The organism is Maribacter aurantiacus (genome assembly GCF_005780245.1).
Taxonomy (GTDB): Bacteria; Bacteroidota; Bacteroidia; order Flavobacteriales; family Flavobacteriaceae; genus Maribacter; species Maribacter flavus.
In genome coordinates this window covers 260,715-276,121 of the sequence record NZ_VBUK01000003.1, presented here as the reverse complement: position 1 = coordinate 276,121, position 15,407 = coordinate 260,715, and the positions used below count along the sequence as shown (strand labels likewise).

Annotated in this window: 8 protein-coding genes and 1 pseudogene; all 9 read right to left on the bottom strand. The window is 44.0% G+C overall.

All coding sequences use genetic code 11. The features are described from left to right. Positions 1 to 9: 9 nt before the first annotated feature. The 9 genes and pseudogenes from FEK29_RS08100 to FEK29_RS08060 all read right to left on the bottom strand — a co-directional run bounded on the left by FEK29_RS08100 (position 10) and on the right by FEK29_RS08060 (position 15,385). Complete coding sequence (locus FEK29_RS08100) at positions 10 to 1,317, bottom strand: serine hydrolase domain-containing protein (RefSeq protein ID WP_138257918.1); 1,308 nt, start codon at positions 1,315 to 1,317, stop codon at positions 10 to 12. Positions 1,318 to 1,319: 2 nt separating this feature from the next. Further along, positions 1,320 to 2,542 (bottom strand): annotated as a pseudogene (locus FEK29_RS08095) (APC family permease). 133 nt (positions 2,543 to 2,675) lie between these two features. After that, positions 2,676 to 3,011: a TerB family tellurite resistance protein gene (locus FEK29_RS08090; RefSeq protein ID WP_138257917.1), complete on the bottom strand. Its 336-nt coding sequence runs from the start codon at positions 3,009 to 3,011 to the stop codon at positions 2,676 to 2,678. Between the two features lie 106 nt (positions 3,012 to 3,117). Beyond that, a complete protein-coding gene (gene mfd / locus FEK29_RS08085; protein ID WP_138257916.1) occupies positions 3,118 to 6,525 on the bottom strand; it encodes a transcription-repair coupling factor in 3,408 nt (1,135 codons plus the stop codon). A 200-nt stretch (positions 6,526 to 6,725) separates the two neighbouring features. Further along, positions 6,726 to 6,923, bottom strand: a complete 198-nt coding sequence (locus FEK29_RS08080; RefSeq protein WP_138257915.1) for a hypothetical protein — start codon at positions 6,921 to 6,923, stop codon at positions 6,726 to 6,728. 153 nt (positions 6,924 to 7,076) lie between these two features. Beyond that, on the bottom strand, positions 7,077 to 11,081 hold the full coding sequence (locus FEK29_RS08075; RefSeq protein WP_138257914.1) for a hybrid sensor histidine kinase/response regulator transcription factor: 4,005 nt from the start codon (positions 11,079 to 11,081) through the stop codon (positions 7,077 to 7,079). Between the two features lie 209 nt (positions 11,082 to 11,290). Next, complete coding sequence (locus FEK29_RS08070; RefSeq protein ID WP_138257913.1) at positions 11,291 to 12,082, bottom strand: tryptophan-rich sensory protein; 792 nt, start codon at positions 12,080 to 12,082, stop codon at positions 11,291 to 11,293. Positions 12,083 to 12,166: 84 nt separating this feature from the next. Further along, positions 12,167 to 12,820, bottom strand: a complete 654-nt coding sequence (pdeM, locus tag FEK29_RS08065; RefSeq protein ID WP_138257912.1) for a ligase-associated DNA damage response endonuclease PdeM — start codon at positions 12,818 to 12,820, stop codon at positions 12,167 to 12,169. A 99-nt stretch (positions 12,821 to 12,919) separates the two neighbouring features. Further along, complete coding sequence (locus FEK29_RS08060) at positions 12,920 to 15,385, bottom strand: ligase-associated DNA damage response DEXH box helicase (RefSeq protein ID WP_138257911.1); 2,466 nt, start codon at positions 15,383 to 15,385, stop codon at positions 12,920 to 12,922. Between the last annotated feature and the right edge of the window lie 22 nt (positions 15,386 to 15,407).

Here is a 15,407-nt window from a genome sequence, read left to right as displayed (position 1 = left end):
TTCTGATTTTTAGTTGGCATTATCTGCCTTGTAGGGGCCATAAACGGCATCCCTGAATTTTTTGTGCAATCCTATTTGGTCATAAGGGAACAGTTGTACGAACATGACGGCCGTGAGCTTATTTACGGGGTCTACCCAAAAAAGGGTGCTTGCAGCACCATCCCAATAAAACTCGCCTACTACGCCATGATTTTCATCTGCATCTGCAGGTGAGGCTACCCGAACGGCAAAATCGATTCCAAATCCTACCTGACCCTTGGAAGGTAACCAAGAACGCTCGGTTATGCTATCGGCCAACTGGTTAGTGGCCATGAGTTTTACCGTTTCCGGTTTTAATATTTGAACGGAATCAAGACTACCATCATTTACCAACATCTGGGCGAATTTCATATAATCGTCCAACGTAGAGGTTAAACCGGAACCACCTCGGGTCATAGGCCAGTGTTCCGTGTAATTGCTGTAGGTGACGGAATCCTTGACCAATTCCCCCTCCCCGGTTCGTATATAGAGTCTTGCAAATCGATCCCGGTCCCCTTCAGGAATAAAATAGCGTGTTTCTTGCATTCCAAGCGGGTCCAGCACATTGTTCCGTACATATTGTACATAGGGGACCCCAGAAATCCGTTCCACCAAAAGGGCCTGTACATCTACACTTGGCCCATACTCCCATTGGGTGCCCGGTTGGAACCAAAGTGGGATGTCGCCTAATTTTTCCGCTAAATCACTTAGCGTAGTCTCACGATCGTAAATGTTTTTTTGCTCCAATAATTCGCTCAAGCCAAGAATATCCGGTCTGTTGGGAAACCCAGCAGTGTGCCGGGTTACGTCCCTTATGGTTACCGGCCGATCCAAGGGTTCCGTGGTGATATTTCCCTTTGGATCCATTCCTGTATAGACTTCCATATTGGAAAATTCCGGAGCATATTTTGATATGGGGTCGTCCAAATCGAATTTTCCTTCTTCATATAGTGTCATGAGGGCCGTTCCCGTAATGGGTTTGGTCATCGAGTAAATTTGGACGATGGTGTTCCGGTCCATAGGTTTTATGGCTTCCTTATCGGCATAACCAAAGGCATTGAAATACACTTCTTGTCCATTCTCAAAAATCAAGGCCGATATACCTGCGATATTTCCAGAATCAACGAAGGATTTCAAGGTGGAATCTATTCTTTTTTTGGTGGCATCCGTAACAACGGAAATTTCCACGGGCTCATTATCCGATTTATTAATTTCCTTCTTGCACGAAACCAATACTAGGAATGCAAGGCAAAAGCAACTTGCGATGGGTTTTTGAAGTTGTCCTAAGAAAGTATTCATACCTACTTTTTTGATTTTTTGTAAATGAACTCCATAAGGAAGCAGCTAAAGATAATTGAAATGGAAACGATTACGCCAATTCTATTGTCCGAATATTGTTGCACGATTAATACAAATGTCGCGATCAAGCAGAGAATGAACCCTATAAACGGAAGCGCTTTTTTGGCCTTGATTTCATTCGAAAGTCGATAGGCACTATAATTGACCAAGGAAAATATTAGAAGGAAACCTACGCTTCCAGACGTAGAAATACTCTCCAGTTTCAAGGTGTTGATCAATATCAAAGTCAGAACTGCGGTTATGATAAGGCCAATGGGCTGGTTCCAGAGTTGACTGGTCAATTCGTGAGGTAGTTCGTCATCTTCGGCAATTTCATAGCTTACCCTGCTACCGCCGTACAACGAGGCATTTATGGCGGAAAATGTAGATATCAGGGCCGCTATGGTCATAATAGTAAACCCTATCTTTCCCAACATGGGCTTTGCGGCTTCGGCCAAAACATAATCCTCCGCTTTGGCAATTTCCCCAAATGGAAGGGAACCAATGGTAACCAAGCGATTACCATGTACAGCAAAATGACAAAAATTACGGACCAATAGTAGGCCCTTGGAATATTTTTTTGTGGATTTGCAATGTCCGAAGCAGAATTTGCAATCAGCTCAAAGCCCTCATAGGCCACAAAAATGACCATGCCGCCTGTCAAAAGACCAAGAGGCCCTTCCCAATGCTCCACTTGGAACTGCTCAAGGTTGGGATTCCCAATAAGTCCGTAGATACCAACACCTATAAAACCAATAAGAATGATCGATTTGATTATTACCGCATAGGATTCTATCTTGCTTACGATTGCAATGCTATAGTAATTTATAACAGTGGCGAGAAGGATGATGGCGCTGGAATAGATATGGGAGTCCAATTTTGTGCTCCCGCTTATGGATAGCAAGTTAGGTGCATACGAGCCAAATGCAGATGCATAGAGACCCAGCATAACAATGTAGCTTATCCATAATAAATTATTGAGTCCGCCGATAAAGACATTTTTTCCCAGTCCTTGGTTAATGAATTTTACCGTACCGCCCCTGTCAGGATATACCAGGGACAATTTTGCATAACTGTAGGAAGTGATCAAGGCCAGTGACCCGGCAATTAAGAATGCTACAGGTGTGCCCCCTTGGGCCAAGGAAACGGCAAGGCCAAGTACTGCAAATATGCCGCCTCCTACCATTCCGCCAATACCTATGGACATGGCTTCCTTAAGTCCAATTTTTCGCTCATTCCAATTTTATGAATGATTTCTAATCCAATGAGCTACAAGGTAAGGCTATAAATCCGGAAAACTAAGTAAGGCAGGTTTGGACTTAGACATTGGTAGATTTCATTTCCAATCGGAAATTGGATAGGATATTTTCCATCATTTCAATTTCCTTTTGATGGACAAAACCATCTGATTTTGCCACCTCCTCCATAAGATTCTCCAACATTTCCCTTTTTTCATGGGAAAAATTACGAACCATGGAGATGCTCTGTTCGGTTTCCAGAAAACGTGCCTGAATCAAAAAGTTGGCGTCAAAATCCAAAACCTCCATCAGTTTCCCAAAGGCGTTTATTTCACCGTCATGCACAACACCATCGGCATGGATAAGTGCATCAATAACCTTTACGATGGCCAGTTTTTCAGAGATATCAAAAGTCATATGTAAAGAACTTCACGTGGTTATTTAGAGTTTTAGCGGTTTTGCTAAGGTATCTGAATCAGGCTGTATCTGGGAGTTAATTCTGTTAAAATTGCTATTTTTTGGATTAACCACCTTTTTGCCCTTCCAATTTTGAGATATTTTCAATTCTAGCCCTTCTTTCAAAGGGTAACATCGCCTGTAATGCCTTATCCACGCTGGTAATTCCGTCAAAAGTCAGGAGCAAACGGAGCCCGTTACGGGTCTGCTTTTCCTTTATCCTACATTTTTGGTGGTTGGATTGTACGTATTGTAATATCCGGGTAAAATTCTCGCTTTGATAGAAGTCGGATTGCTGGTCGCTTACAAAATAGCCTATCATCTTCCCCTGTTTCATTACTATTTTTTCAAGTCCGATGCCATTGGCGATCCATTTGATCCGTACGGAATTCAATAGGTCTTCGGCCTGGAGGGGCAGTTCCCCAAAACGGTCTATCAATTGTTTTTCAAAGTTCTGGAGTCCATCCTCGTCATCTACCTGGTTCAAATCGGTATACAGTGTCAGCCGTTCCGTAATGTTATTGATGTAGTCATCGGGGAACAAGAGTTCAAAATCAGAATCTATCTGCGTCTCCTTTACATACACTTTTTCGTGGGGACCGTCCACTTCATCATACAGCTCCTTGAATTCGTTCTCCTTCAATTCCTCAATGGCTTCCGCGAGTATTTTTTGGTAGGTTTCAAAGCCGATTTCGTTAATGAATCCGCTCTGTTCGCCCCCCAATAAATCGCCGGCACCCCGTATTTCCAAATCCTTCATGGCGATGTTAAAGCCACTGCCTAGATCTGTAAATTGTTCCAGTGCCTCGATACGCTTACGGGCATCCGTGGTCAATACCTCGTATGGCGGGGTAATGAAATAACAAAAGGCCTTTTTGTTACCTCGGCCCACACGACCGCGCATTTGGTGAAGGTCGCTCAGTCCAAAATTGTTCGCATTGTTGATAAAGATGGTATTGGCGTTGGTAACGTCCAGGCCGCTCTCCACAATGGTCGTGGAAACCAGTACGTCAAACTCCCCGTTCATAAAGCCCAACATGAGGGTTTCCAATTTTTTACCGTCCATTTGGCCATGGCCTATCCCTACCTTGGCATCCGGAACCAATCGTTGGATCATGCCCGCTACCTCCTTGATGTTTTCGATTCTGTTATGGATAAAGAATACCTGACCTCCACGCTCTATTTCATAGCTAATGGCATCCCTAACGGTCTCTTCGTTAAAGCGGATTACCTGACTTTCAATGGGATATCGGTTGGGTGGGGCCGTATTGATGACCGATAGATCCCTGGCGGCCATCAAACTGAATTGCAAGGTCCTAGGAATAGGTGTGGCCGTTAAGGTGAGCACATCCACATTTTCCTTGATGGATTTTAACTTGTCCTTTACCGATACGCCAAATTTCTGTTCCTCGTCCACGATCAACAGTCCCAGGTCCTTGAATTTTACGTTCTTGTTCACCAATTGATGGGTGCCAATGATAATGTCCACCTTGCCGGAAGCCAAATTTACCAGGGTCTCTTTCTTTTCCTTGGCCGTTCTAAATCGGTTTAGATAATCGACCGAAACCGGCATATCCTTCAACCGCTCTGAAAACGTACGGTGGTGTTGGAAGGCCAAAATAGTGGTAGGTACCAAGACGGCCACCTGTTTACCATTGTCAACGGCCTTGAAAGCGGCCCGTATGGCCACTTCTGTTTTTCCAAAACCTACATCGCCACAGATCAATCGGTCCATGGGGCGTTCGCTCTCCATGTCCTTTTTTACATCCTCCGTGGCCGTGCTTTGATCCGGAGTGTCCTCATAAATAAAGGAAGCCTCCAATTCGTTCTGCAAATAACTGTCCGGCGCGTACTGGAATCCTTTTTCCAAGCGTCTTTTGGCGTATACCTTGATGAGGTCGAACGCGATTTTCTTGACCCTGTTTTTGGTCTTGTCCTTGATTTTTTTCCAGGCCCCGGAACCCAATTTGTATATTTTGGGAACGGCCCCGTCCTTGCCGTTGAATTTGGATATTTTATGAAGGGAATGGATGCTCACGTAAAGGATATCACGCTCGCCATACATGAGTTTGATGGCCTCCTGTTTTTTGCCCTCCACATCTATCTTTTGCAGTCCCCCAAATTTCCCGATACCGTGGTCTATATGGGTCACATAATCCCCAATCTCCAATTTGTTAAGTTCCTTTAAGGTGATGGACTGTTTTTTGGAATATCCGTTCTTGATATGGAACTTGTGGTAGCGCTCAAAGATTTGATGGTCCGTATAACACACCAGTTTTAGATCGTCGTCCACAAATCCTTGATATAAGGGAAAAACCAGGGTCTGGTAATGTACTTTTTCGTTTATTTCCTCAAAGATGTCCTGAAACCTTTTGGATTGCTGTTCGCTTGCGCAAAATATATAATTTGTATAGCCTTTGTCCCTATAATCGTTGAGGTTTTCGATCAATAGATCGAACTTCTTGTTGAAAGAGGGTTGGGGCTTTGTATGGAACTCAAATTGGTTTTGATTTTTTTGGGCGCCATCTGTAGTTAATACGGTGAAGTTCTGCAATTGCTCCTTAAACGCCGCGCCGCTCAAAAAGAGTTCCGCCGGGTTGGCGTGTTTTATCTCCTCCGAGAGTTTTGAAAAGGCTTCCTTGGCTTTCTCGAAAAGGTCGTTGAGGCAACCAAAAAGTAAATCGGTATTCTTGCTGTATACCAGTGTATTCGCCGCAATATAGGTCAAGAAGGATTGTCGCTGTTCCGTAAGGAACTTGTTGGCCATATTGGAGACGATGGTTATGGTCTTTATCTTGTCAATGGATAGCTGTGTGGCTACATCGAAGGTCCTAATGCTATCGACCTCATCGCCGAAGAATTCAATGCGGTACGGTTCGTCATTGGAGAAGGAATACACGTCCACGATACCCCCACGTACGGAAAACTCCCCAGGTTCGGTCACAAAGTCCACGCGTTTGAACTGATATTCGAACAGCACCTCGTTCAAAAAATCTAGAGACAACGAATCGCCCACTTTCATCTTTAGGGTGTTCTTGTCCAGTTCCTTCCGGGTGAGTACTTTTTCAAAAAGTGCATCGGGGTAGCTAACTATAAAGGCCGGTTTTTTTCGGGAGTTGATGCGGTTTAAGACCTCGGCCCTAAGGAGTACATTGGCATTGTCCGTTTCCTCAATTTGATAGGGCCTTCTATAACTTCCCGGATAAAAAAGCACATGTTCTTCACCAAGGATCCTTTCCAGGTCGTTGAGATAATAGGCGGCCTCCTCCTTGTCGTTGAAAATGGCCAAAAACGGTCTTTCCTGTTTGTTGAACGTATCAGCAAGGACAAAGGATAGTGCAGAACCTGCCAATCCTTTTAGTTCAATACTTGGGTTTTCAAGGGCATCCGAATCTTGAACTTGGGAAATAGCATCCCGCAGTTTCCCTAGTTTGGGAGACTGTTGATAAAGCGTTGCTATGGATGATTTGGTCAATCCAAGAAATTTGCGGCAAAAGTAACCCCGGATGGCTTACCAAGCAATTTTTTCCAGTGAGATTTTTTACCCTTTCAAGGAAACCAAGGGACGCAGATCACTTCCATTGGATACTGCTATAGGCTGATTTTAGGCTTCTAAAAAAACCTGCAAACCGGACAAAAAAGCTCCTTTATGGGGATTTATATGCTTTGCGACAACTACAATTTGAAGTCCACGTCAAAGCAGTTACGTACATCCCTAACGACCGTGTGTGCGTAATAGGCTATTCCCAAAAGAAGTTCCGCTCCCCCCACTATATAGGGATTAAGAAAGCCCAAAAGTTGCGTTCCCAACATCCCTGCCAAGAAACCGGAATTCATAAGAAGTAGCACGATCAAAACACTTGAAGTTTTCATTTTTTCTTTTATTTATTTGGTTCAGGTCAAATGTCAGGAACGGCCGTGCATTCCTTCTTGGCTATTTTGGCAAATGGAACGATTATTTGTGCGATCACCAAAATATCATGGGTAGTATTTTTGCAAAAAACAACGTAAATACCTTATATAAAGTTATTTGCGAAATTGTGTGGGACTTTGCCCAAATTCTTCCCGGAATGCTTTACTGAACCAATTGGGGTCGTTGAATCCTGTTTCAAAAGCAACCTCTGCAACCGTTTTATCTGAATTTTGGAGCAGTTCTTTCGCCTTTTCCAAACGTACATGGCGTATGAAAATAGCTGTGCTCCTGTCCGTGATGGCCTTGAGTTTTCTGTAGAGTTGTGAGTCGCTCATGGCCATATCCTTGGCCAACTGCTCGCTGTCATAATCGGCATTGTCTAGATTTTTATGGATCAGTTCAACGGCCTTGTTTAAAAATCGTAGGTTCTTATCGGATTTGGCATCGGATTTTTTCGGTGTATGAAAGATGGAATTTTGGTATTTGGATTGTAACCGATTTCTTTTTTCGATCAGGTTTGAAATTCGAAGCTTTAGTTCCGCTTCGTTGAAAGGTTTGGCCAGATAGGCATCGGCACCGCTTTTTAAGCCATCAAGTACGTCCTCGTCCATGGACTTCGCGGTGAGCATGATGATGGGAATATGATCGGTTACTACATCTTCCTGAAGCAATTTGGTCATTTCATACCCGTCCAGTAAGGGCATCATTACATCGGTAAGTATGATATCCGGTATTTCCCTTTTTGCCATTTCCAGTCCCTCTTGCCCGTTATAGGCAAACAATAGGTGGTATTGGGAATCCAACCTGGAGGCTATGTAGGCCGATATATCGGCATTGTCCTCAACAACCAAAACCGTATGCACATTTTTTACTTTGCCGATTTCTTTTTCCCTCTGGGCATCTTGTGCCATTTGTCCGGAATCCGAATTGTGGATTTCTTCCGAACTATAATCCTCTTCTGTTGGGGATAGGTTTGAAAGGGGTAGCTTTACTTTAAAAGTGGTGCCAATGTTTTCTATGGAATCCACTTCAATAGTACCCTCCATGAGGTGTATCAACTCTTTGGTCAAAGAAAGTCCAATACCTGTTCCCGATGTTGTGGCAGAGGTATTGGTAGAGCGATAGAACCTATTGAATATATGCGGTAGTTCCTCTTTTGGAATGCCCATGCCTTGGTCTTGGATCGTTATGGTCGCCCAACCTTCCTCTTTGGCCACCAACACTTTGATCGTGCTTACCTGTTCCGAAAACTTGAGTGCGTTACTTATCAAATTGAATAAAATTTGACGCATTTTTTCCGTATCCACCGTGCTGACAATGGAATCTTCGGCTTTAAAATACTTTATTTGGATATTATTTTTTTGGGCGAGGCTTTCAAAACTTTGGACTATATAATGGGTAAATGTTGCCAGATTTATGGGTGTCCTGTCCAATTTTAGGTTGCCGGTTTCCAATTTGGCCAGATCCAGCATTTCGTTCACCAACTTTAAGAGGTTTTTACTGTTCTGTTCAATGGCATTGAGGGGAATTTTCATTTTTGCCCGCTCCCCCAATTCACTGTTCAAAGTGTTCAGGTACCCAAGGATTACGGTTAGCGGCGTTCTAAATTCGTGGGTGATGTTCGTGATGAGTCGGGATTTGACATCGTCCAGTTCCTTAAGGCGTTTTGCCTCCTGGTACGCCATTTTTTGGCGCAACCGAAAACGATACATCAAATAGCCTGAGCCAAGCAGTAGCAGCGCATAAGCCAAATAGGCAAGATTACTGTTGTACCAAGGTGGTATTACGACTATTTCCAGTTCCAAAGGGTCCTTTTGCCAAAAACCGTCCCTAGAACTACCTTGTATTTTTAAGGTATGCTTTCCCTTGGGCAATTGGAGCAGTTGAAGTTCGTTGCTATAGCCAAGGGCGTTCCATTCCTCCTCATCAAAGGAATAATGGTATTGGGTATTTTTATTGGGGCGATAGTCAAAATCCGTGAACTGGATATAGCAGGGAAAGGAGTCGTGGTCCAACGTAATCCTTTTTGCTATGCTAAAGCCAAGGTCCAAAACGCTAGGATGCGTAATTGGGTTCACCTCTTTATCCTTTATTTTAAGGGAGGTGAGGGAAAGGTCGCCCTGCCAATCCAGCAGGTGAACATCGCGCGGGGAAAAGGAATTAAAGCCATTGATGCCCCCAAAATAGAGTACATTTTCTTTCGTATCGTTGAAATGGGCACCTAGGTTGAATTCAGAACTTTGCAGCCCGTCCTTGACCGTAAAGTGGGTAAACTTACTTTGTTTTTTATCAAACCGAAACAATCCGTTGTTGGTACTCATCCATAACATGCCATCCTCATCCTCCAAGATGTTGTAAACATAGTCATTGCCCAAGCCCTCGGCTTTGCCAAAATGGATAAAGGAATCTGTTAGTTCATCGTATGTATCGATACCGCTTTGTGTGGCTACCCAAAGTGTCCCTTCGGCATCCAAAAAGGTGTTCAGTACGCTGTTGTTTTTCAATTCCCCTTCCTTGCCATTGGCAACATATGTTTTAAAAACGGGGTTTTGATAGTCACCTTCTTTGAAAGTCAATAGGTTAAGACCATTTTCAGAGCTTATCCAATACCGATTTTTTTGGTCCTGAACGATGTTGTACACAAAATCGGAACTGATGGAAGTTGCGCCATCCAACATCCCGTACCTCTCAAAAGTGATTTCATTACGGCTTAGGTCGCCCGTAAACCGGTTTAGGCCGCCCCCGTAAGTACAGACCCACATGGTCCCAAGACGGTCTTTGTAAATACTCCGGGTGTTATCGTTGCTCAGGGAGCTTTGATCGTTTTCGTCAAAATAAAAGGATGTGATGTTTGGTTTTTGAGGATTGAAATTATCTAGGGAAATTACCGAAACACCCTTGGTAGTAGCCAGCCACAGGTTGTTATGGTCGTCCTTGGCCATGCCCCTAATGACGTCGTACGCCAATTGTTGTTGGGTGCTCTCCTCAGTGATCACATGGACGACCCCATTGGCATCGATACAATTAAGTCCCTTTCGTGTACCGATAAACAAATAATCGGCATCCTTGAATATGGAAAAGACATAATTGTTGGTCAGGGCGGGCTTGGTATCCGGGTTAATAATTTTAAAGACATTTAGACCTTGGGAAGCGATGTCCAGATTATTGGTGCCGATATAAATAAGTTCATCATGCACCAATACATCGTACACCCTGTTGCTGGTAATCGTGTTTGTGTCCTCCAAATCGCCCTTATATACATTGCCCGAAGCAAACCTACCCGTGGTTTTATCCAAACCTTCAAGCATGAAAAAACCGTTGTCCGTTCCCAAATAAAGTTGATTTTGGGTGTTAAAAATGGATTCAATAAAAAAGACCTCGTTGGAGGTAGCATCGTGCTCGGCAATGTTCAGAAAGGTGGTGGTATCCAATACCTCGTTGTACAGATAAAGTCCGCGCGAAGTACCTAAGAGCCATTCATTTTGATAGGGGACAATTTCCTCGATACTGCCAGGAAAGGTAGAATTGCCAATGGTCCATTCATTGTGATTGTCCGTAGTGCCTTTTAGTATGTTACCGGATTTGGTGCCCAGTAAAATGGTTTTCCCTTTTATCGCTATGGAGGTGATAATCTTATCAAGGGACGAAAAATGTTCCGGGGCGAAATCACGGTCCTTTTTAAGCACCGTAAGACCGGTCTGGGGGGAATTAGTGTAAACGTTTCCATCGGTATCCAAGGCCAATGTGTTGTAGTTCCCATCTTCCAGTGGGGCCTTTTTAAACGTGTCCGTTTCCGGATGGTAATAACAGACCCCTTTGCCCCCAGTGGCGACCCATAAGGTTCCGTCCTCACTTTCTAGCAGCCTATTGATAAAATTTCCCGATAGGGATTGCGGGTCGTTTTCATTATGCTGGTACACTTTAAAGTTTTTACCATCGAACCTGTTTAGTCCGTCCTGTGTACCCAGCCATAAAAAACCATCACGGGTTTTGGTAATGCACCGAATGGTCTGTTGGGACAGGCCTTCATCAAGACCATAATGCTGAAAAAACAGGTCCTGAGAAGTACCTATTTGAATGCCGATTAGAAAAATAAAACAAACAACAAATCTGTTCACTGGTTTCCTGTTTTGCCCACCTTAAAATTAAACCTATTTAATATTGTAAAAAATAGCCTCTTTTAAAAACGGAATTGTATTTCTAGAAAGAATTTAAGGATAATCGGTTGGTTTAGGGGACACAAATGGAAGACGGCCCTATGTGATTAATAACGGAAAATAAGTTTAGGAAAATGGAAGCAATTGATTAGAAAAAGGGAATACTTTAATCAAAGTTTTCGGGGACTTTTATAAAAAGGATTACTTTTTCTATTATTGAAACCCTGCCAAAGGATATAGCTAAGAATCAGTAAGGCACCTATCAAGGCGCTGAGTGCAATGACTTGGTAATTCTTCCAATGCCTCACTGCAATTGCGACCAAGGCCCAGACACCTACGGTAGCGAACTCACGCATGAAACGTCTTTTTATGATCAATAAATTGAGGGCGGTGGCTACGGCCACAAGTATAATGGTCCAAGTGCTTTCCGACAAAGGAGCACCCGTCCATCCAAGTTTGGTGAGAAAGGCCGATAGATTGGCAATCGTCGCCACGGCGATCCAGCCGCTGTACAGACAAATAGGCCACCAAACAAAGGCAATGAGCTCCTTTGGGGCATCCCACCGTTCCATATTCGTGTTCAGGACAATTCTGATCAATGAAAAAAGAATACCTAGCATGATCAAAACGGAAAGTCCCGTATAATCATAAACAAAGGCAATTACCCAAGCACTGTTCAAGATATTGGCCAAACAGAACCAATACCCAATTTGACTTATAAACTCCGTTGAGTTTCTAGTAAAAAATGCACGATGGATTTGAAAAATGGCAGATGATAGGAGTCCCAAAAAAATCAGTCCCCAAATAGAAAAAGCATAGCTGGCGGGAGTGAATAGATTGTCATAAGTGTTGCTTACCTCTCCAATGGTGGTATCGTTCAGTCGCACGGCCTGGGAGATATAGTTCACCCCAATGACCAGTAGGACCGATAAGAGGTTGAGCACTGCATAGATCTTGTTCATGATTTTTTGTTTATATAAACTTACGGGAAACAAAGGATGTCCATGTGCGGTAACGAAGGAATTTTGGGCCGAGTTGCAATAATTTTATGACTTACGGCCATGTACCTGGACAGGCAGTACCGTATCCCCCAAAATGGCGAAGACTTCGCACTCCTTTGTAACCGCCATGGCATGGGATCCTGTAAACTCGCCCATGGCAGGTAATATCATCTGTACAGATGATTTGTAAAAACAGCGCAAACGCACGGATTGCCTACCAAGTCCGGTAAGACGGACGGCAGGGTGTAGATGCCCTGAAAAATTGAACTGGCCTTCCCGCTCCTCCGGATGGTGGGTCATAAAAAAGTTGCCCAATGAAAACTCAGGTGTGACCGTGATGCCCAAGGCTTCGTATTTTACGGGCGATATAATATCATGATTCCCCTCTACCAAAGTGAGCTTAATTATTTTTTGCCCCACCCATTCTTCAAATAATTCCCATTCCTTGTTGAGTGAAGAATGAAAGAGATCTCCCATAAATACCACGTGTTTTGGGTCAAATTGGGCAATGGCCGCGTCCATGGTCTCAAAGTTTTTTAAAAGGGCGTGTTGCGGAACGGCGGCACCATACTTCCTAAAATGGGAGATCTTCCCCAGATGTACATCGCTCATCATCAGCAGCGACTGGTTTTCCCAGAACAAGGCGCCGGAATAATGTAACTGGAAGGATTCCTCTTTAATTTGAATGGGATGGGTCATGCGGGTAAAAATACAAATCTGGGTTTGATTTATTGAAATGTAAATGTATCTGTAAAGGACTAGTTTAAATAAGGATTCCACCTCTGGGGGCTAATGGTCTTACTTCATCAATAGGGCCGCCATTCTGCGGATACGGTCCTCCAACTTTTCACTGGAAAGTCGCTCACGGCTTAATCGGTCGGTGATTAAGGGGAAGGCAAAGGGCGTTGGCTTTTCACACTGTTTCCATATGATTTTTTGTGTCGCTATACGTTCCATGGAAAGTCGCAATCGACCTTCTTCCAGCTGATGTTCAAAGGTTTCCGTAAAGGCCTGTTGAAAGAGCAGATTGTCCGGTTCGTAATCCCTAAAAACTTCGAACAAGAGTTGCGAATTACTTTGTAAGTGTTTCATTTTGATGCCTTTGTTTGGGTAGCCGGTAAAGACCATCCCGCTAATGATTGCGATGTCCCTGAACTTTCTTCGTGCCATTTCGGTGGCATTCAAACTTTTCTGTAGGTCGTCCAAAAGAAAATCGGTCGTAAAGAGGTTGTTGTCCAAAACCTGTTGCATATCTATCGGCTTGTCCGAAAGCAGTTCAAAACCATAATCGTTAAAGGCGAGGGAAAAGGTAATGGGGGATAGCAGACTGATGCGATATCCCAGAAGACTTCCCATGGCTTCATGGACGAAACGTCCTTCAAAAGGGTAGAAAACCGCATGGTGACCATCCCTACTTTTAAAGGTTTCAATGAGGAATTCATCGGGTTGGGGCACGATGCTTTCCCTGCGCTGTCGTTCAAAAATGTGGGCTAAGGATCGGATTTCCACCGATTGGTTTTCCATCACTTCACCGGAACTATACAATTCGTTCCGAAGTAATTCCGACATCTGGGCGGAGAGCGTCAACCTGCTGCCCATCCAACTGGAGACCTTGCTTGTTTTTTTCTTGGAATTTTTTACATGCACCTGCATATCCTTTATTCTAATGAATTCCAGATTCCTGCCAGCAAACGTGAAGACATCGCCCTTATTGAGTTTTGATACGAAGTATTCCTCTATAGTACCTATATAGCCACCCTTTTGATATTTCACTGTAAGGTTCACATCACCAACGATGGTCCCGATTTGAAATCGGTGTCGCATGGCTACGCCCCTGTTGTTCACCTTGAATTTGCCGTCCTCCTCAATTTCCACTTTTTTATACTCATCATAGGATTGCAAGCTTTGGCTTCCCATGACCAAAAAGTTCAACAGCCATTGCCAATAATCCTCGCTCATTGCCTGATAGCAAAAGGTTTCCGATACTTCCTTGAAAATCTCATTTGGATAAAACCCATCGGAAATGGCCAACGTGGTCAAATATTGCAATAGGACATCGTAACTATTCAGGTAGGGAATACGGTCCTCAACGGTATTGTGTTTCACGGCCTTTTGTAATGCCGAAGCCTCTATGAGTTCAATCGCATGGGTGGGCAAAAAATAGATAACGCTTTCCTTCCCCGGTCTGTGGCCACTTCTTCCCGCGCGTTGTAGAAAGCGGGCAACCCCTTTGGGCCCGCCAATCTGGACCACGGTTTCCACAGGGGCGAAATCAACCCCAAGGTCCAAGCTGGAGGTACATACCACCGCTTTAAGGCTTTCGTTTCGGATGGCGTTCTCTACCCAAATACGTGTTTCCTTGTTGATACTCCCATGGTGCATGGCTATTTCACCGGCAAACTCCGGATGTTTTTCCAGAATCTTCTGAAACCAAATTTCGCATTGGCTCCGGGTATTGGTAAAGAGTAGTGTAGTCCTGCTGTTCTTTATGATGGGGACTACATACTCCAACAAATGGAGTCCAAGGTGTCCCCGCCATGGGAAGGTCTCCATTTTATTGGGGATGATACTTTTGACCGTTATTTTTTTGTTGAGGTTTGCCTTGATCAAGACCGAATTTTCCAAGGCTTTGGAGGCAGGCCCCAACAAAACTTCACGGGCCTGCTCCATATTCCCTATGGTAGCCGATATGCCCCAAATACGAAGTTTTTTGGAAATCGTTTTGAGTCGGGATAGGGCCAGCTCCATTTGCACTCCCCGTTTGGTGCCTAGAATTTCATGCCACTCGTCCACTACTATCGCCTGGCAGTCCTTGAAGATTTTATCATAGCCTTTTGTGGCCAAAAGAAGCTGCAAACTTTCCGGGGTGGTAATCAGTAAATCGGGCATTTGTTTTTTTTGCGCTGCCCTGGTTTTGGTAGTGGTGTCCCCAGAGCGAATTCCTACCGTCATTTGGGTTTCCAGATCGGTAACAACACGCTCGGCCGATTGTCTTATTTCTTGGGATAATGCCCTTAGGGGAGTTATCCAAATAGCTTTTAGCCCTTTTTTGTGTTTGGACTTATAATCGGGATTCTGTTTGATATAATTTAGAACAATGGGAAACCAAAGCGCATAGGTCTTGCCACTTCCGGTGGGAGCGTTTAAGAGTCCGTTTTTGCCCTGAAGAAATGCTTTCCAGGTGTCCTTTTGAAAGGGGAAGGGCGACCAACTCTGTTGCTCGAACCAGTTTTCTGCGATATGGAAAAGTTCATCTCTAGTCATAATTCCGAGCGTAGTTACTCAA